This window comes from Sedimentitalea todarodis (assembly GCF_032595355.1).
Lineage (GTDB): Bacteria > Pseudomonadota > Alphaproteobacteria > Rhodobacterales > Rhodobacteraceae > Sedimentitalea > Sedimentitalea todarodis.
Genome location: NZ_JASMWN010000014.1, coordinates 24150 through 43127, shown reverse-complemented (window position 1 = coordinate 43127; position 18978 = coordinate 24150). Strand labels below are relative to the sequence as shown.

Annotated in this window: 15 protein-coding genes and 4 pseudogenes; 11 read left to right on the top strand and 8 right to left on the bottom strand. The window is 57.7% G+C overall.

Annotation, left to right across the window (positions count from 1 at the left end; all coding sequences use genetic code 11):
* Nucleotides 1–354: 354 nt before the first annotated feature.
* Nucleotides 355–939: pseudogene (locus tag QO231_RS16385) on the bottom strand (Tn3 family transposase); the annotation flags it as partial.
* 54 nt (nucleotides 940–993) lie between these two features.
* A pseudogene (locus QO231_RS16380) lies at nucleotides 994–1957 on the bottom strand (IS5 family transposase).
* Nucleotides 1958–2337: 380 nt separating this feature from the next.
* Between QO231_RS16380 and tnpA the strand changes: the two are divergent.
* Nucleotides 2338–2772 carry an IS200/IS605 family transposase gene (gene tnpA, locus QO231_RS16375; protein WP_394356613.1) on the top strand — a complete coding sequence of 145 codons (435 nt, stop codon included), beginning with the start codon at nucleotides 2338–2340 and terminating at the stop codon, nucleotides 2770–2772.
* A gap of 80 nt (nucleotides 2773–2852) precedes the next feature.
* Here tnpA and QO231_RS16370 read toward each other — a convergent pair whose 3' ends face one another.
* Nucleotides 2853–3875, bottom strand: coding sequence for an IS110 family RNA-guided transposase (locus tag QO231_RS16370; protein WP_316778750.1), 1023 nt, complete (start codon nucleotides 3873–3875; stop codon nucleotides 2853–2855).
* A gap of 460 nt (nucleotides 3876–4335) precedes the next feature.
* Here QO231_RS16370 and QO231_RS16365 point away from each other — a divergent pair, with 460 nt between their 5' ends.
* Nucleotides 4336–5685: a Fic family protein gene (locus QO231_RS16365; protein WP_316778745.1), complete on the top strand. Its 1350-nt coding sequence runs from the start codon at nucleotides 4336–4338 to the stop codon at nucleotides 5683–5685.
* Nucleotides 5686–5708: 23 nt separating this feature from the next.
* On the opposite strand, the gene QO231_RS16360 is transcribed toward QO231_RS16365, so the two are convergent.
* The gene (locus QO231_RS16360) at nucleotides 5709–5993 is read right to left on the bottom strand and encodes a hypothetical protein (protein ID WP_316778742.1); all 285 of its coding nucleotides are present in this window, start codon (nucleotides 5991–5993) and stop codon (nucleotides 5709–5711) included.
* 96 nt (nucleotides 5994–6089) lie between these two features.
* Here QO231_RS16360 and QO231_RS16355 point away from each other — a divergent pair, with 96 nt between their 5' ends.
* Together QO231_RS16355 and QO231_RS16350 are read left to right on the top strand one after the other, a co-directional pair.
* The gene (locus QO231_RS16355; protein ID WP_316778739.1) at nucleotides 6090–7475 is read left to right on the top strand and encodes an IS701 family transposase; all 1386 of its coding nucleotides are present in this window, start codon (nucleotides 6090–6092) and stop codon (nucleotides 7473–7475) included.
* A 75-nt stretch (nucleotides 7476–7550) separates the two neighbouring features.
* Nucleotides 7551–7841, top strand: a pseudogene (locus QO231_RS16350) (DUF1403 family protein); the annotation flags it as partial.
* Here QO231_RS16350 and QO231_RS26290 read toward each other — a convergent pair.
* Nucleotides 7792–7918 (bottom strand): annotated as a pseudogene (locus QO231_RS26290) (IS5 family transposase); the annotation flags it as partial. The pseudogenes QO231_RS16350 and QO231_RS26290 overlap by 50 nt on opposite strands.
* Before the next feature lie 584 nt (nucleotides 7919–8502).
* Here QO231_RS26290 and QO231_RS16345 point away from each other — a divergent pair.
* Complete coding sequence (locus QO231_RS16345; RefSeq protein ID WP_316778733.1) at nucleotides 8503–8718, top strand: hypothetical protein; 216 nt, start codon at nucleotides 8503–8505, stop codon at nucleotides 8716–8718.
* Nucleotides 8719–8937: 219 nt separating this feature from the next.
* On the opposite strand, the gene QO231_RS16340 is transcribed toward QO231_RS16345, so the two are convergent.
* Entirely contained in the window at nucleotides 8938–9288 is a 351-nt protein-coding gene (locus tag QO231_RS16340) for a hypothetical protein (protein WP_316778731.1), read from the bottom strand.
* A gap of 102 nt (nucleotides 9289–9390) precedes the next feature.
* Between QO231_RS16340 and QO231_RS16335 the strand changes: the two genes are divergently transcribed.
* The gene (locus QO231_RS16335; RefSeq protein ID WP_316778728.1) at nucleotides 9391–10272 is read left to right on the top strand and encodes an ArdC family protein; all 882 of its coding nucleotides are present in this window, start codon (nucleotides 9391–9393) and stop codon (nucleotides 10270–10272) included.
* Nucleotides 10273–10403: 131 nt separating this feature from the next.
* Here the strand turns inward: QO231_RS16335 and QO231_RS16330 are convergent, their stop codons facing one another.
* Nucleotides 10404–10610, bottom strand: a complete 207-nt coding sequence (locus tag QO231_RS16330) for a hypothetical protein (protein WP_316778724.1) — start codon at nucleotides 10608–10610, stop codon at nucleotides 10404–10406.
* Between the two features lie 846 nt (nucleotides 10611–11456).
* On the opposite strand from QO231_RS16330, the gene QO231_RS16325 reads away from it, so the two are divergent.
* From QO231_RS16325 to QO231_RS16305, 5 genes are all read left to right on the top strand, one after another.
* A complete protein-coding gene (locus QO231_RS16325) occupies nucleotides 11457–12008 on the top strand; it encodes a hypothetical protein (protein WP_316778721.1) in 552 nt (183 codons plus the stop codon).
* Nucleotides 12005–14458: a relaxase/mobilization nuclease domain-containing protein gene (locus tag QO231_RS16320; RefSeq protein ID WP_316778718.1), complete on the top strand. Its 2454-nt coding sequence runs from the start codon at nucleotides 12005–12007 to the stop codon at nucleotides 14456–14458. The genes QO231_RS16325 and QO231_RS16320 overlap by 4 nt, the downstream gene beginning before the upstream one ends.
* Nucleotides 14455–16467 (top strand): type IV secretory system conjugative DNA transfer family protein, encoded by a 2013-nt coding sequence (locus QO231_RS16315; protein WP_316778715.1) that lies wholly within the window; start codon nucleotides 14455–14457, stop codon nucleotides 16465–16467. Before QO231_RS16320 ends, QO231_RS16315 begins: the two co-directional genes overlap by 4 nt.
* Nucleotides 16468–16924: 457 nt before the next feature.
* On the top strand, nucleotides 16925–17521 hold the full coding sequence (locus QO231_RS16310) for a pyridoxamine 5'-phosphate oxidase family protein (RefSeq protein ID WP_316778712.1): 597 nt from the start codon (nucleotides 16925–16927) through the stop codon (nucleotides 17519–17521).
* A gap of 140 nt (nucleotides 17522–17661) precedes the next feature.
* Nucleotides 17662–18282 (top strand): tyrosine-type recombinase/integrase, encoded by a 621-nt coding sequence (locus QO231_RS16305; RefSeq protein WP_316778709.1) that lies wholly within the window; start codon nucleotides 17662–17664, stop codon nucleotides 18280–18282.
* Between the two features lie 158 nt (nucleotides 18283–18440).
* On the opposite strand, the gene QO231_RS16300 is transcribed toward QO231_RS16305, so the two are convergent.
* On the bottom strand, nucleotides 18441–18971 hold the full coding sequence (locus tag QO231_RS16300) for a GFA family protein (RefSeq protein WP_316778705.1): 531 nt from the start codon (nucleotides 18969–18971) through the stop codon (nucleotides 18441–18443).
* Between the last annotated feature and the right edge of the window lie 7 nt (nucleotides 18972–18978).

Below are 18978 nucleotides of genomic sequence, written 5' to 3'. Positions count from 1 at the left end.
GGCGCCCTCCACCAGAGAGGTTACCAATCGCTTACCTTCAGCCTTTCGAGTGCAATAGTCGACGATCCGTGCGTCTGAATTCTTCACATAAGTGGTCGTCCTGAACAACTCATATCTAGTTGAATCTATTTGATAACAGTACGATTTTGTTGGGTTGAAAGTGCAGGGTTTGGTATTATGGGGGCAGAAACCCTGCAATTTTGAGCCGTAAAATGAAGCCACGAAAGCCACCTCCGGAACAGGACGACCGCCGGCGTTCCCGATTGGTTGAAATGATCGACATGCGCCATGAACTGGTGAAGCTGGGAACCCTGGGGTCGACTCCGGCTGAGTGCAGAATAGGGCGCTAAGACATTACGACTGCGTTTTTCTCCACCGGTATTCGCCTGTGAGGAGGATGTGTACCCATCCGAGAGGTGAGATGTGAGCTAAGAGTTCAGGCGAGCAACCCAAACCGGCCCGTTTCCGCTGCGCCACTGCAATGCCGAGCTGTTTGGTATTCCAATAGATGATGATGGCGGTTAGCAAGTTCAGACCAGCGATGCGGAAATGCTGGCCTTCAGTGGTACGATCGCGGATTTCGCCTTGCCTCCCGATCCGTAAGGCACCCTTCAATGCATGATGCGCTTCGCCTTTGTTGAGGCCTATCTGGGCGCGGCGCTGCACCTCGGTGTTGAGCAGCCATTCGATGATAAACAATGTTCGTTCGACCCGCCCGATTTCGCGCAACGCGAGTGCCAGGTCGTGTTGCCGTGGTCGTGCAGCCAGTTTCTTCAGGAGGTGGCTGGGTTGCATCTTGCCGGAAAGCATCGTTGCAATGCAGCGCAGAACATCCGGCCAATTGGCGATGATTGTGGTTTCCCGTATCCTGTCGCCCGTGAGCCCTTTCAATTCCTTTGGGACAGCTTGCGGGTCAAAGACATGCAACCTCTTGGAGGACATATGTTGCACAGATCATAATCCGCTCGGAACGCGCCCTACCCGAAACGGATTTCAGGCGGTGCGTTCAAAACTTGGGCGGCCAAGTCCGGTCATTCGATTGAGAACCCCGACGCCAACCTTGGCTTCTGTATTCTGATTTTTGAAGTTGCGCGCCTTTAGCTTGGGCCCAATGACAGCCTTCCAGCGGCCCACGAGAGTTTCGCCACGGCTGCGTTGATTGTATCCGGTGGCTTTCTGCCAGGCCATCCGCCCATGGGCTGCGATCTCGGCGATATGGCGGTCACGTGCCGTCGGATCTTTGGCCGCATCAGGGCTCAGGATCGCGTTTTTGGGGGGGTGGGATCCTCACCTCGATCAACGATCCGAACCGAGCGGCAAGCAAATCAGATGTTGGTTCTCCATCATAAGCGCCGTCCGCCAGAAAGTGAGAGATCGGCCCGGTGACTTGATCCAGGAGACCTGGCAGCGCCGTTGGATCACCGACGTTTTCCTTGGTGAGATCAGAGCAGACGATCTCGCCGCTGACAAGATCGAGACCGAGGTGGAGCTTCCGCCAAGAGCGCCGTTTGCGCTTTGTTTTATGTTTTTGCTCAAGCCATTCGCCCTCGCCAAAGATCTTCAAACCGGTGCTGTCCACAATCAGTTGCACTGGTTTGTCGCTCCTGGATGTCGGCTTTGTGCGCAACGTCAGCCCATTGCCCCGGCGCGACAGAGTGGAAAAGTCAGGCACTGCGATCTCACCCCCAGCAGCCTCGCAATGGAGCGCATCAAGCCTTGGGTTTTTGAAGACCAGGCCCAGCGTCAGGCACATCTCAATCGCCGAATCAGAGTAGTGTGGCTGTCCGCCGCGCGTGGTTCGGCGCGGTGCCGCCCACAAAGCGAGTGCGTCTTCGCTGATCCAAACCGTCAGATCACCGCGCCGCCGCAGGCCCTCGTTGTACTCAGACCAGTTGGTCACCCGATGCCTTTGCTTGGGGATCTTGTCTCGCCGACTGGCGTTGAATTTGTGCGGCATTCACAGCATCCTGAAAAGAACAGACCGCTCCGATACCAGTGGCGGGACGATCCCTGCAACATATGTGGATACCCCCTTCGTGCAAGTTTCTTTTGAGCAAAGTGAGCGTGTGATCGGTGCGGTCATATGTCAGGCCTCATTGTGCAGCTTTCATATGCCGCCGGCCGGTATGGATTGAGCGGGTTGGGTCCCTATCAAGGCCGCGAGCGCGAAGCTCGGTGTTGCACTCGGGTTTTCCCATCCTCTCAGTGCCGATCTCTTACTCCATAAAACTCTCCAGACGTCTCACACGCGGTTGTTCCGGTTTAGAGTCCCCGATAGGGGATCTGTAAACCCCACGGCTTTAGCCGGCCGGGATCGCGGCATTTGCGTTAAGATGCCTGATTATGGATTCTTACAAACGCGGCAGCCATACGGTTTGGGACTGCAAATACCACTTGGTGTGGGTGACGAAGTATCGCTACCAGGTGTTGGGCGGCGATGTCGGCAACCGCTGCCGTGAGTTGCTGCGCGAGACAGCGCGGGCGCACGAGATGATTGTACATGCCGGTTCGATCAATCGTGACCATGTGCATATGCTTGTGTCGATCCCTCCGAACCTGTCGGTGAGCCGGGCAGTGCAATATCTGAAAGGGCGAAGTTCGCACAAGCTGCTGAGCGAGTTCGGGATATTACGCAAAAGGTATTGGGGTCAGCACCTGTGGGCGCGTGGCTATTGGGTTGCGAGCAGTGGCAACGTGACAGACGAGGTATGGGCGGAATACATCAAGAACCAGACGCCCCCCGAGCCCGACGATGATTTTAACGTGACATGAGTCCGCCGTATGGCGGACCGATCCGGCTTTAAGCCGTAACCTGAAGCCACCGGCTTTCAGCCGGTGGAGTATTCACGCGATCAAGTCGCTACCGGAATTTGGTAGTCCTGTTTCTTCGTGACGGTCGCCCAGATCATGCGTGCCATTTTGTTAGCAAGGGCTACGGCCGCCACCAGCCGAGGTTTGCGTGCGAGCAGCCTTGCGATCCAAGGGTTGGCGTCATCACCTTTTCGTATTTCCCATCGGATCACGGCCATAGCGCCGCCGATGAGCAATCTTCGGATGTCGCGTTGCCCCATTTTGGAAACTCGGCCCAGCCTCTCTTTACCGCCGGTCGAATGTTGCTTTGGCACAAGTCCAAGCCAGGCCGCAAAGTCGCGGCCGCGTCTGAAGCTTTCCAGTGATGGTGCGAAGGCTTCAATCGCGGCCGCTGTAATCGGGCCGACACCTGGAACAGTTCGCATGTAGGCCGTCTTTTCATCTGCGGCGGTTACTCGCTGCAAGGTTCGATCCAGAACGGCAATCCGGGCTGTCAAATCCTCAATCATGTCGAGGTGATCGTGAGCCAATTGTCGCGCAAGTCCAGGAAGTTCCGTTTCAGGAACGTCGATGGCGGCTGCCAGCTTTTTGATCTGCGCAATGCCTTGGGGTGCAACAACGCCGAATTCTGTCAAATGACCCCGCAGCGCATTGATCAATTGCGTGCGTTGCCGGACCAGCATGTCGCGCGAGCGATATGCCATGGCTTGGGTCTGCTGCGTCTGGGATTTTACCGTAACAAATCGCATTGTCGGGCGTGAAGCTGCTTCGGCAATCGCCTCGGCGTCCGCTGCATCGTTCTTATGCCGCTTCACATATTGCTTGGCGTAGACAGGTGGAACCAACCGCACCTCATGACCAAACCCCGCAATCAACCGACCCCAATAGTGGGCGCTTCCACATGCCTCCATCGCAACGATGCAGCGCGGGAGGCTTTCTATAAATTGTCCAAACTGGGTCCGAGACAGCTTCTTGCGAAACATAACCGAGCCATCTGCAGCCGCGCCATGCAAATGAAAAACTCTCTTGGCCAGGTCGACCCCAATCAGTGTAACATTGTCCATGGATACCCTCCTCGTTGCTTGGTGATACTTCACCATTCTGGCACATTGCGATGCCGTTGAGCGGGGGTATCCACACCATCAAGGCCTGCCTGAGGGCTCCATTCCCGCCAAATGGCGCGAGGCGGGTGTTTAGTGATGTCATTGGCATTCCCTCCCTAGTAACCGTTTTCACGATTTTTTTGTGTTAGGAACACATTTCATGTGTTAGGAACGTTTTTCGGGACATCTCGCTTTTTGCAACGATATTCGCACAGGAGAAACGAAAATCAGCACCCAACCGGCAGAGGTTCAATTTTCAGGGCCCGTGAACACAATTCACCAGCGAAGGTTACCAGAGAACGCTATTCCCGCAGGCTATGGCGCGCTTATTGACGCCTATTCCCTCGCAGTCCCTATCCCACACCAACTCTCTGCGATCGGAGACCGGCACCGCGTTGTGATTTCGGATGAATGGCGCATCATGACACCGCGCCATGAACCCCAGGCTACACTACGTGGTCATCTGACATTCGCCCTGAAATATGAAGGGCTCGACCTCGCCATTCTCAAACGTTTGTTTGAGGCTGTTGGCGATGAGCCAATCATCGCATGGGTCAGTGATGAACCCAATGGTAGCTATGCGCGGAGGATTTGGTTTCTCTATGAATGGCTCTTCCAAACGCTGATCCGGCTGGAAGACGCAACTGGCGGACGCTACGTCCAAGTGCTGGACAACCGTCTTCAATATGGATCGACCGAGTCAAACTCGTCACGGCATCGGATAAAGAACAATCTGCCCGGGACACCAGACTTCTGTCCTCTGGTGTTTCGCACGCCGGAGCTTGAAGCTTTCTGCGCGATGGACCTTGCGCGTAGAGCCCAACAGATCGTCGACGAAGTGCCCCGCGATCTTTTGGCGCGTACAGCCGCATTTTTGCTACTGAAGGACTCTCGATCCAGTTACGCCATTGAAGGCGAACGCCCCCCCCAAGATCGTATTCAACGTTGGGGCCGCGCCATTGGCGAGGCAGGCCGACAGGCCCTTGATCAAGACGAACTGCTCCGTCTCCAACAGATTGTCATTGGGGATGACCGTTTCATAAAGTTGGGCTTTCGACAGGAAGGCGGCTTTGTTGGATCGCATGATCGCGAAAGCCAGATGCCTCTCCCGGATCACATAAGCGCCAAGCATGAAGATTTGGGCGACTTGATTGCCGGCATGGTCGCGTTTGACCGCACGAGTGGGCAGACCCTCGATCCAGTGATTGCCTCTGCTGTGCTCGCGTTTGGCTTTGTCTACATTCATCCGTTTGAGGACGGGAACGGGCGTCTGCACCGATACATCTTCCACCATGTTTTGGCCGAGCGCGGGTTCAATCCGCCAGGTGTCGTATTCCCGATCTCGTCAGCAATCCTTGAACGGATAGATGACTATCGTGTTGTCCTCGAAAGCTATTCAGCACGGCTTCTGCCTTTCATCGAGTGGACACCAACTGAAAAATTCAATGTCGCAGTCACAAACGACACGGGCGATTTTTACCGCTTCTTTGATGCCACGCCACATGCCGCGTTTCTCTACAGCTGCGTCCAAAAGACGATCGAAGTTGACCTCCCCTATGAAACAGAATTCCTCCGTCGCTACGACCAGTTCCGCGCTGCAATAGATGACATGTTCGACATGCCCGGGCGCACCGTCGATCTTTTGTTCCGTTTTTTGCAGCAGAATGATGGCCAGCTCTCTGCGAGAGCACGTGGCAAGGAATTTGCAGCCCTGACAGATCACGAAGTCGAGCGGGTCGAGAACATTTATAGTAATTTCAATGCTTCCTGAGCTCGACTTTGTACGTTTTTGGGTCAGGTCCATGTCCAGAAGATGGACTCGTTCGCTATGAACTCGAGCGCATCGTCGAGGGGCAAGACGACCCCGCCCATATCATCGACATCCTCCCATTTGCGCCGGTGTGACCAGTATCCGAGCCAGACCTCGTCACCGTTGCCTGTCGGCTTCAGCCGGGCGATCGGCGCCTCCGTATCCAACAGGTAGAGGTGGTATGCGCCCTTGTCCTTGTAGGAGCCGACGCCACCACCATTGGCGTGGTCGAAGGCTTCGATGCGGGCGGCGATGTCGTCATGCTGCATGCGCCGATCATAGATGGGAGTACCTTCAAGCGCATGATTCACTTTGCCGCGGGTCCCCGACTTGCATATTGAGCGGCCCGGGAGTCGAAACATGGAATGCCGCATTATTCCAGTTCCCCACCGCCAACAGGCGATCCCGTTCCCCGGATTCTGCGTGATTGGCTGCACGCGTTTCGATCGGGCTTTACCGCTCCCAGCTGGGAGCACGTGCTTGTTCTGGTGATGGGCGCAGTGCTGGCATCGGGCAAGCGCACCGTCAGCGCCTGCCTGCGGATGACGGGACGTGCCGGGGCGCAGAGCTTCTCAAGCTATCATCAGATCCTCAACCGTGCCCGGTGGTCCTCCCACGCCATGGCGCGACGCCTGCTGGCCATGGTCGTCGGCCGCCTCGTGCCGGATGGTCCTGTGGTCATCGGGATGGATGATACCATCGAACGCCGGTGGGGCCGCAAGATCACCGCGCGTGGCATCTACCGTGATCCCGTCCGCTCCAGCCATGGCCATTTCGTCAAGGCCAGCGGCCTGCGTTGGTTGAGTTTCATGGTGCTGACGCCGGTCCCGTGGGCAGGTGTGGTGAAAGCCCTGCCAGTGTTGACCCTGCTCGCGCCGTCGGAGCGCTCCAATCGCCAGCACGGCCGCAGGCACAAGCTGCTGACCGACTGGGCCCGCCAGGGGGCGCTCCAGCTCTGCCGCTGGTTGCCCGACCGCGACATCGTCTTCGTCGGCGACAGCAGTTTCGCCGTCCACGAACTGGCCCACGCCATCACCGCCCGGGCAACCCTCATCAGCCGGCTGCGGCTCGATGCCAATCTCTTCGCGCCCCCACCAGAGCGTCATGCACGCTCCATCGGCCGCCCGGCGCAGAAGGGCGCGCCATTGCCCAAGTTGAAGACCTTGCTCTCGAACCCTGCTACGCCATGGCACAGAATAACCGTGTCCTCCTGGTATGGCCGCAAGCAAGGTAAGACGCTCGAGATCGCCTCGGACACCGCGCTCTGGTATCGCCGCCCCGGCACACCGCCAACACCAATCCGCTGGGTGCTTGTCAGAGACCCCGAAGGCAAGCGGGACCCGCAGGCCTTCTTCAGCACCGACACCGCCCGCGCGCCAGCCGACATCATCGCACTCTTCGTCCGCCGCTGGCAGGTCGAGGTCACCTTCGCAGAAACCCGGGCACATCTCGGCGTCGAAACCCAGCGGCAATGGTCCGACAAGGCAATCGCGCGAACAACGCCCGCCTTGCTCGGCCTCTACAGCCTTATCTCGCTGTGGGCGTGCGATCTGCTGAGTACGGCCAGCACGCCCTATGCCGCAGCCTGGTATCGCAAAACCAACCTCACCTTCACCGACGCCATCGCTTCCGTGCGCCTCGCATTGTGGGTCGGAGATGTTTTTCAACACTCTCCGCCAAACCGGGAACCGCAAAAAACCCCGCCCGACCGCCTCATCCGAATGGCCGAGGCACTATGCTTCGCCGCATAATGTACAAAGTCGAGCTGAGGTCACCTATGTATTTGTCAAACCTAACCATCAGCGGATTCCGAGAATTTGCACAAGGCCACACAGTTGGCATCCAAACTGACCCGGCGAACGGCGCGACTGAATGCCGTCGCCCCGAAATTGCGCGCCAAAGGGGCAGGGGCGGCAGTGCAGATTTTTCTGACGCAGGATGCAGTGGCACCAGCGGCATTGCCTTTGCTTGATCGCGCGCCGCTGCGGTTTTGTGATCGACTGGTTGAGCTGAGTCGTGTTGCACAGATCAACGGCATCACGGAACGCGCCCTCCCCGAGATGGAATCTAGGCGGTGCGTTCAAAACGTGGGCGGCCAAGTCCGGTCATCCGGTTGAGAACCCGGACGCCAATCTTGACTACTGTCTTCTGATTTTCGAATGCGCGCCTTCAGCTTGGGCCCGATAACGGCTTTTCACCGGCCCATTACAACGGTATCTCTCCATATACTTGCCTTCGCTGATCGATCTTATCCGTGATGATAATCAGACCGAGTTTCTTTTTCGGCTGACCCGAGATCGCGTTGCACACGTTAGAGGCCCTGCATTGAGAATCACCGTTGCCGCTTCCGGTTCGTCGTTACCGATTGCCGCCGACCCGGGCTGTAGTGATCAGATGCGTTCCGTATCCATAGGTTTCCTTCCAGGGCGCCGCTTGACGCGCGATGTTCAACGCGCGCCGGTGATCCAGCCTGGCCAGACTTAGTCGTTCGGGGCGTGGTTCGCGCTGTTTTCGAACTATGTCATGCCAGCTCCGCCCGGATATTCGCCTGCCGTCCATACTGAGGACGGGAGCCGGGACGTGTTGAAGGGGTCCTGACTGATCCCCTTTGTTTCTCGTTGATGGTTTATCGCGGATCGCGGCCCGGGCGTGCCCTCCGCATTGCTCCGGCAAGCTGAAATACGGTTTCCGCTTTGCGGACCCTCCGTATTTCAGCTTGCGCCCTGCCCCGTTGCGATCCGCCAAAGAAGGGTCATCGAAACAAAAGGAGACCTCCAGATGACCAACTTCGTCCTCACCGTTCCCGTCACCTTCACGAAAGACGGCCAGGAAAAAACCACCTACCGCCGCGTCGGCGCCGTGTTCGAAAACACCAAGACCGAAACCGGCGAAACCTACCTTTCGATCAAGCTGGATTTCCCCGTCGCCGTGACCGAGCTGGTAGCCTTCCAGCCCAGGGAGAAGGAAACCGAAGAAGGAGGCGATCAGGTCTGAAGCCCTTCGGGCTCCGGGGCGGCGGAAACGCCGTCCCTCTTTTTTGCGGAGTTCCGTGGCCGTTGCGTTTCACTTTGACGTCCCTTTTGCCAGCATTTCTAGCTGGGTCCTGCTTTCAGTCACATGGACATAAGCCGGGTGATGTTGCAGCCGACGAGATGTTCGAGGAACTGCCGTTTCGGGGGCCCCCGCCCAGGCCATGGGCCAGGGCACCATGCCCTAGGCTTCGTCCAGCAGGCTGGTCTGCGCCCAGAACGTCACGCCCCGTGCGCGCTGATCCAATCGTCCTGGTCGCATCTCTCTGATCCGCGCCCCGTCCTTTGTCTCATGCCCGCCCCGGGTCGCGCCGATCTGCCCATTCGGGTGGCGGTCGCTGGGGCTGCGGATCTTCGATCCTGAGCTTTTGATGGTCCCTGGGGGTTTCGGCTTTGCCGAACGCCGCTGCGGGACGAAAGCGGCAGGGATGCCGCCGCCCGCAAGCGAAACAGACATTCCCGTGTTGGCGGCTGCGCCGCCGGCCCGCGCCAGCCATGTCGGTTTCGCCTGCGGGCTCCCAATCCTGTCTTTCATCGCATTCGAGGTTTCAGGAGCAGGCGCATTCGCGCTGTCCAGTAACCCCGAAGCCCATTTTCGGCACCAGGCCGCAGAGGGCGCACCACAAGGAGACCAGAAATGGCAAAAGCACGTTTTGACATCAAACAGCACGTCACGGATACGATCATTGCGCAGATCGAGGCAGGGACGCCGCCATGGCGCAAACCGTGGACGGGCGATGTGGCCGGCGCCTCTTTTCCCCTGCGGCACACTGGCGAGAAATATCAGGGCGTGAATGTTCTGATGCTCTGGGCCACGGCGATGATGCACGGCTACCAGTCCGCGCGCTGGATGACGTTCAAGCAAGCGCTCAATCTGGGCGGATGTGTCCGCAAGGGCGCGAAATCCGCGAAATCTGTCTACTATTCCACCTACGAAAAGGAGGTCGACGGCGAGACCGAGACCCTGCGCGTGGCAAAGTGGTTCAATGTGTTCAACGCAGATCAAATCGACGGTTTGCCGGAAGACTATTATATCCTTCCTGAGCCGCCCCGCGATCTTGGCACCGAGGCCGACCCGGCGCTTGACGCATTCTTTACCGCCATAGGTGCGGAGATCATCACCGGCAACGCGCCGAAAGCCTACTATGATCCGGCCAAGGATCACATTCACATGCCGCCGATAGCGACGTTCTATGATGCCGCCGGATTTTATGGGACTTTGAGTCATGAAGTTGGCCATTTCGTTTTAGCGGAGCATCGTATTGGTACGCAGAAGAAGTTCGCGAACCGGACTGAGTATTCGATGGGTGAACTCGAAGCCGAGATATTCAGCGCCTTTCTTGCGGTGCATCTTGGGTTTGAGCCACATTTTGACCAGACAGCCGCATACGTTGAAAGTTGGTTGAAAATTATCAAGGATGACTCGACCGCCATTTTCAAAGCCGCTGCACAGGCGCAGAAGGCTTTTGACTATGTGCTGAGCAAGCAAGCCCTGTCCGTAACATCAGACGCGGCATAAACAGCGAGTTCCAGTGCCGGCACCATCCCGGGGTAGGGCGCGCCTGCGCGCCGAGGGGCTGGCCCCTGTTGCCTTGCGGGAAACGCGCGGGGCGGCCACTGGTCGCCCCATGGCCGCCCCTTGACCGACTTTCAGTCGGCGTCTTCGCCTTCCCTCGATTTTGGTTGGAACGCGACCAGTTCGGTGACGGCGATCGGAAAGTCCAACTTGATCGAAAGGTAGGTTTCGCCGGTATCGCGTTTGGTGTTTTCGAACACGGCTCCAACGCGGCGGTAGGTGGTTTTTTCCTGGCCGTCTTTCGTGAAGGTGACGGGAACGGTGAGGACGAAGTTGGTCATCTGGAGGTCTCCTTTTGTTTTGATGACCCGTCTTTGGCGGATCGCAACGGGTCAGGGCGCAAGCTGAAATACGGAGGGTCCGCAAAGCGGAAACCGTATTTCTTCTTGCCGGAGCGTCAGCTGCGGGCACGCCCGGGCCGCGATCCGCGACAGGTTCATCCGTCGACAAACAAAGGTGCGCCGTTCAAATGGCCATTGCGTCAACGGGCTGTCCCCGACGCGGGAAGACTGGCCGCAGCCGCCAATCCGGTTTGGGTGCAGGGAATGACACTCACCAGACAATGCCGGCAACCCTGGCGCAGTGCGTAAGCGGCGCTCTCCGGGTTCGAGGCGCCTGGATGCGCTGGCGAAGGCAACCTGGGATCGGCGACGACGATTGAGTAGGGTCAGGGCTGAAATTTCAGAGAGGCGAACGACCGGAACGCTGAGCGGGTCAGGGCGACAAAATCGCGTTGCCTGTGGCAACAATCCATTATGGCTTTTCAGAATTTCGCTGCGTTTCGGGTCGCAATTGTCCGGAGGACACCGGAAGACGGCCCTGTGAGATCAGGGCCCTTTCAGGTGCCTGGCGACAGGGCGGAAGGCCGAGCAGCGCGCGGAGCAGGTGAGACTGAAAAAAGCGGCGTTGCCTGCGGTACCAAGTCCCATGACCCATTCCCGGCATTTCACGGCCGTCCCGACCTTGTTCCAAGGAGCGGGGCCCGGCCACGCCCTGACGAGTCCCATCCGTCGGAATGTTTTGCGGGCCAGCCTCAAAAGACGATAGAAGTTGCAAATGACGCTCGTTATGCAACTATAGGGGTAGCAGGATATGTAGACTGTATTACAAATTCGTCTTGGGACTCGATGGCACTGAAATCGTTCGCCTCAAAACACAAGAAAGACGCCTCCAACATGCTGTTGGAGGGTGCGTCGGCGAAAGCCGTGGCAGAGACGTTTGGCGTTCATGTTTCAACGATCTACGGGCTGCGCAAAGACATGGGTCACGGGCATACAAAAGCGGATCGAGCCTCGCATGTTGTGACCTTGCGCCTGTCGGACGAGGAGTTTCAGGCGCTCAACGCGTTCGTGCTCGACGCCGGTTTGCCGTCGCGGACAGCCGCCATCCGGTCCCTGATCCGAGCGGCCACGGGTTTTCTGGAACTGCGGCGTGAAGAATATCTCGATCTCTCAGAGGTGAGGGCCGAGTTGAAGGCACAGGGCCGCAACCTGAACCAGATCGCCCGCGCGCTGAACAAGGCCGCCTTCAAGGGTCAGGCGAAGCTGACCGCGCAGGACAAAGGCTTTTTGTCCGATCTGAAGCGCGCCTACGTGGCGCTCGATGGGCGTCTCGCGACGGCGTTTCGAGAGGTCCGGCAGAAGGGCAGGGACGCGCTGCACTCCGGTGACAGGACATGACGGCGTCCGGTTTTCTTGATGACATTCTGATCCGTGCCAATCGCGGCATGGGTCAGACGACCGTGGGAGGCGGGGCCAAGCCGCGCGCCGAGCGGGTTTGGAAAAGCCTTACATCGACCGGCAGTGCTTTTGTGAAACGTATTCCAGGCGCAGGTGTGCAGCACCCCAAGCAACTCGCAGGGCAGCTCGCCTATATCAATGGAAAGGCGAAAGGAACGTTTGCGTCCGCGACTCTTGTTCATGCTGATGATGACGCTTTTGAGCAGGCTGATCTTGACCAGATGATGCGCGCATGGTCACAGGACTGGAAGGGCCGTCCCCGCAACGGCCACACAAGTCACATGGTCCTGTCGTTTCCCGATGATGTGTCCCAGGACGCCGCGTTTCAGATCGCGCAGGATTGGTGCGCCGAAATGTTCGAGGACGAAACGCATGTTTCCGATACCTGGGAGTATGTTGCGGCGCTACACACCGATACCGCAAACCCCCATGTTCATATTGTCCTGAACAACCGCGGGCTTGGTGGCACCTGGTTTTCCATCTCATCGGAGGGCATTTTCAACCCGCAGATGATGCGCGACCGCATGACGGACATTGCTGATGATTTTGGCATCCGGCTGGAAAGCCTGAGCCGTGCCGACCGCGGACTGTATGGCAAGCCCATCACCAGTGAAGAAATATATGCAAAGCGCGAAGGCCGCAGCCTTTCGACAGAGGCCGTGAAGGCTGACATGACCGCCGAGTGGCGCAGGACCGACATGCTGCGCACCGCTGTTCTTTACTCTGTCCTGGCAGATTTTGCCCTGACCATCGGCGCACCGATGATTGCGGACCGTGCGTATATTTCAGCAGCCGCCTTGTTCGCCGGCGAAGAAATCCCGAAAGGACCGATGATGCAGATTGAACTGGATGTGAATGCTGACCGTGAGGACATTCGTACGTCGCTTATAGGGTGGGCAGAACAGAACCGGGAGCAGATCGAGGCGTTGCCCGAAACAGAACAAACAGAGATCATGCGAAAGATCGACGTGGCTCTGAACATCATCGAAACCGACGCAACGCCCGATCTGACAGACGACACCATCTGGACGGCCTTCAGGAATTCCCCATCGTCTTATCTCATTCCAGACGCAGGCGCTTTGGAGGCCCGCGCCGCGCTTTATGTCGATGAAGCCGACACTGCGTTGCTGCATGCGTTCGTCACCGAAAACGTGCTGGAGACCTATCTTGTCACAGGCGACGTGCCGTCCAGGTTTGCCACGGTCATGCCCGCAGTCGCCGAGGCCTACGAGGAAATGCACAGCCACCGGCTTGAAGACATCCCGAAGGAAATGAAAGCCTACGTCCAGAAAGCCGCCAGCATGGGGATTGACCCGCTGCAAATGCAGGAGCGGCTTATCAATACCATCGATGATCCGGTCGAGAACGTGAAAATGGAGCGCGAGGACATTGCGAGGATCGTGGCCGCGCGGGGCGCGACGGTCTTTCAGACCAGCGCGGGCCGCGCGTTCGCGTATGAGGGTGTTGAAGTCGAACGCCGCAAAGCGCTTGAAGAGGTCGAAAACGGTGTTCGCGCCGGGTTTGATGAACTCGCCCTTGATGAATTCACCAAATTCGAACCGTTGGTTGTTGCGCGGGCGATGGAGCCGCGCAAGTCAGGCGAGGTCGCCGCAGAAGCCCTGGATCTGCATGCACAACGCGAACGCGGTGACTTCAACGCAGCCGACACCGTGCGGGCCGATGCGCTCTTGAGGGATACGATGGATCGCTATGACGAACTGTTGCGCGGCGCAGATGTCGGCGACGAACAGCAGGCCCGGATTGACGCCATGCGGACCGCCATTCAGGACCGCCGTGATCTCGAGGAGATGACGATCCAGGCCGGGATCGATGCCGAAATTGGCCGTCTGCGGTCCCAGGGCTACAGCCGCGCCTACATTTCGGAACGCAGTATGGAGATAGAGGGCAGCGTTGTTGAAGGGGTTTACAGGGCAGGGGCCGCGCCCAAAGAGGCGAGCGATTATGTCGCTGCTTATCGGAAGGCCGAAGCCGACTACCGCGATTTGCAGCTCGAACTCGGCAACGTCGAGGACCGGATCATTGCAGACAGCAAAGTATATGACCGCGACGGCGTTGCGCGGGTTCTTCAAGACATGGCCAGCACAGCCGCCACCACGGGCCGCGCCGATCTGGCCGACAGTGCCGTAGGGCGGCACGTTCTGACCGCGTTTGTTGCGTTGGAGGGCAGGGGGGCGATGCAGGAGATCGCAACCGGCAACGTGGACTCGCTGTCTGAATACATCGACACCCCCGCCAATCAGCGTCTTGCCGCGAAAGAACTCCTGAAAAGCGCCAAATCCCTCGATGTCGGCCTGGAGCCAGATGAGATTGAGGGCGGGCTGGAGGCCGTCGATCCAAACTATTCGCGGAGCAGGGGGTATTCGATATGAAACTGATGTTCGCAAGCCTGTTGGCCGTCCTCTGCGGCCTTGTCGCCGGGTCCGGTATCGCCAGTGTCTATCTGACATTTGCCTTGCGCCGAGATATACTGAGCACCGATCTGATGCTGCATTCTCAAACCGTGATGGATGGCATCTGGTTGGCCCAGCCCTATCTGACGGCGCATCTTGTTGTGCTGGGGTGTATCAGCGTGTTTCTGATCGTCGCCATTGCGACGGTGATCTGGGATAGGCTGGTCAGCTACGGACAACGTCGCTTTCAATCTCTGTCCAGTCTGCGCCGCAACAAGATGGTCCAGCCGGTCGGCTATGGCTTCGTTCTGGGCGAGCAGATCACTCCACCGTCGCAGCGTCCGGACCGCCCTATCAAGGTAAAGGCGACCGATAGCAAACTGACCAAAGCCTTGCCGTTTCGCACTCGCAAGCTCCGTTACATTGCGGCTCTCTACAGCTCGGTCAGCAATGTGCTGATGGTCGCGCCAACCCGATCCGGTAAAGGTGTCGGCTTTGTCATTCCCAATGCCCTGACCTTTCCCGGTTCGATGGTCGTGCTGGACGTAAAAGGCGAACTCTGGGACGAGACAGCGCGGGCGCGTGAGCAAATGGGCGACAAGGTTTTCCGGTTCGCGCCGCTCGATTTCAAGAACCCCACACATCAATACAATCCCCTGGCGCGTCTATCGGGCATCGAGGATATGGAAGAACTGTGGACCGGGCTCGAACGCATCGCGCAGCTCTTCCTGCAAACGGACGGCAAGGACGATTGGCTCGAAGGGTCGATTATCTTGTTTGTCGCCGCCGGTATCCTTGCCGTGCAGCGCGATAATCCGACGATGGGTGAAATCTACCGCATCATCTTCGGAACCGGGCAGGGCACAGACCTTGGCAAATCATCGGCCGATCTCCTTCAAGCCGCAGCCAAAGAGTGCAAATATCCGAACGCCGCCCGCGAGTTGAACCGAATGGCGTCACTCGACGCCAAAATCCAGCAAAGCTATGTTTCCATTCTCAGTATCGCAGGGCTGGGACAGTGGGCCAACCCCAAGGTCGAACGGGTCACACGTCGCAACGATTTTGATTTCACGCAAATGCGCCGCGAACCAACGTCGGTCTATCTGATGATCCTGTCCGAAGATATGCAACGGCTCAACTCTCTGGTTCGCCTGTTTTTCGCAGACCTGATTTCCTTTCTGCGCTCGTCAAAACCTGGAGAAGACGAACCCTTGCCCATCTTCATGCTGCTGGATGAGTTCGACCAGCTTGGCCGGATGCCTCTCGTCGTCCAGGCGATGAAACAAACGGCAGGACATGGAGGACGGTTTGCCATCGTCACCCAATCCATTCCCGGTCTGATTACCGTGCCGTATAGCCCGGAGGAAATTCAGGCGATTGAAAGCGCCTGTCAGGTGAAGCTCTATATCGCGGCCAGTGAGGATCGAACCGCCAGCGAGTTGGAAACCGCTCTTGGCACGCGCACCGGCTCAACCGTCAGTCGGTCGCGCGAATTGCGGGACGTCGGGTTTGGGGCAGGCAGCGTGACCCGCAGCACCGAGCATCGCCCGCTCTTGTCCAAGCAGGAAATCCGCGACATGGACCCCGACAAGATCATCATTCTGCCGGAACGGCAGAACCCGATCCTTGCGGACCGGATCAAGTATTATGAGTCACGCGAAATTCTGAAAATCCATAGGGCTCAAGAGGGTCACGATTATCCCTACCCGACCGTCGATCAAGCCGCAAAATCAATGACCATGAAAGAGGTAAGAGAAGCGGCGCGTGTTGCGAAGGTAGAAGAGGACGCGGCGACGGAGGAAGCAATCTCCGGGATGACGGTGGACCGCAAAGCCGCAACGACGGCGCCAATCCACAAACGGTCCAAACAACCTGTCAAAAAGAAAAAGGGGGACAAGATGAGCCCAGACGCACATGCCGCTTATGCCGCGTCCGCTACAGAGGCCAAGGAGCAGCTTGAACGCAAACACGGGACAGAAGCTGCCTGAGCGGCATTTCTGGGGTCGCTCAGGCTGGAGATGGAGTTGTATCACCCGTTTTGATCATGGTATTGGCCACCACTATTCGCACTTGAGTAGGATATGCGCCCATCCGGGGCGTGAGATATGCGAGAGAAGCTCGGATGGGCTGTCCAATCCGGCCTTCTTCCTCTGCTGAACAGCTTTCCCAACCCGCGACAGCAACGTCGGACATTCATGCAGCGCGCGGCGAAGGTGTCGAGAGAGCCCAACCTGTAAATTCGATTTTCTCGCTGCGTGCGCTCGCAGCACAAAAATCGCGGCGCGAGCAAGACTTTCGATGCCGCCTTGCAGCGGGCGATGCGGCTATTCGTGCGGGTCGCAGCATAGATCAGAAGCCGAATTTACACATCGTGGACATTGCTGCCGCTCGCTGGCTTTGACTAATCCTGATATGCTGCCCTTAGGCACGGATGGAGGAACAAGAATGTCGTCTAATTCAAGCACCATGTTTCACGACGGTCACCGGGAGTTGCAGGACAAGTTCGACGGACGTCGAATGGCTGATGCTTTGGAAAAGCATCGTCGGTTTTCTGAATTTCGCGAGCAGGACATCACTTTCATAGAGGGTGCCGAATTTTTCTTCATTGCAACAGCTCATGGGCAAAGCGTCGATTGCTCCTTTCGAGGAGGTGCTGCAGGGTTTGTCCGAGTGACCGGTCCGACGAGCTTGGAGTGGTCTGATTTCGATGGAAATTCTATGTATCGGAGCCTTGGCAACGCACTGAGGTCGCCGCGCGTTGGACTGCTATTCATTGAATTTGGCGCACAGCCCAAAAGATTGCGCGTCAACGGTAATTGCACCCTTTCGGATAAATCAACGATTGCGGGCCACAAGATGACCGTGCAAGTAGACGCCGATGAGATTTTTCCCAATTGCCCGCGTTATATTCCCAATCTGACCAAAGCTGCGGCATCGGCCTATATCCCGGACGAGACTGGGGCTAGCGCCAAGCCGGATTGGAAAAGTGCTGAGGACCTGCGTGAAGCGCTTCCGGAAAATGACCCACACCGTGGTCAATAAGAGCTCAGAGCGGCCGAATGCATAGGCAGAGATAAAGCGTTCCCACGCCTTCGGACAACGGCCATTCAAACCACTGCTAGATTCCTCTCGTCAGCGCTGTGCTGATGTGTGGGTATGGAGGGCGGATCGGAGGGCATATTATGCCAAGAGTCCAACTTCCGGCAGTCACCCCAAAACGCAAAGCATGGAACAAGGGACGGATCATCGGTCAGAAACGACCCCTGCTTCCCAAACAGGTTTGGACCATTCGTGCCCGGCTCGAGCTTGCAGGCTACTTACGCGACCTCGCGCTGTTCAACGTTGCGATTGATAGCAAGCTGCGTGGTTGCGATTTGGTCAAGCTTGCGGTCACCGACCTGGTCAAAGATAATCGTGTTCGCGAAAGGGTTTCCGTGATCCAGAGCAAGACCAAGAAACCCGTTCAGTTTGAACTGACTGAAAACACGAGGGATACTGTCATTGCGTGGGTAAGATCACCCGAGATGATCGCTTGCGGCTTCATGTTCCCCAGTCGCTTTCATGACCGCCCGCATATCTCAACGCGGCAGTATGGCCGGCTGGTCCGTGATTGGGTTACCGCGATTGGTTTGGAACCCAGTGGATATGGCACACACTCGCTGCGCCGAACCAAAGCTGCGGAGATTTACCGAAAGACAGGCAACCTTCGCGCCGTCCAATTGCTACTTGGCCATACGAAGGTTGATAGCACGGTACGCTATCTCGGCGTCGAACTGGAAGATGCGTTAAGCATCGCAGAATGAATCGACATCTGAACGAAGTTGGCGGACGGCTACGGCCGTTCGCTAAACCAGAACGAGCCTTGATGCATTGCACAGCAGTCGGCAGAACAGAGCCCATATCCACCGATATAATGGGGCCGCAGCGAAAGTCTGCTTTGGCAATAATCAGGGCAAGTGGTTTATCCCGCCTTCAAGACCTTCGCTCTCCGGGCGAGGCTGTCATGCGACCATGTTTCACCAATCCTGTAGAATTCGGCAACTGCCGGAACGTTTTTGGGCAAGAGCAGCCAGGGCAGCTTGGTCGATGTGAAAATGTGGATGTCCGGTGGAAATGGTGTGGGATCGTCCAGGGTCCCGACCCTGAGAAAACGGATCCGTTCATTCATCTCATTCCTGTGATAGCAGCTCCAGACGGCAACGCGGCAGGTCGCACAGCGGGTGATGGTCTGCCCCTGCCCGCTGGGCGACGCGACCTTGAGGCTCTCGAGGTCACCCGACAGAACCTCGATGTTCTCGGCCTCCACAAGGGCGTTGGTGGCAAATGCGGTGCCTGTCTGCCGCTGGCACAGGCTGCAATGGCAACCGTGGGTGATGAGGGGTGTGGCCAGCAGGCGGTAGCGGACTTGCCCACAGGTACATCCGCCTTCGCAGGGCAGCGATACGGGCCGGGTGGCGTCGGCATGGTCCTTGGAATTGTGTGGTTGAGTCATCGGATCC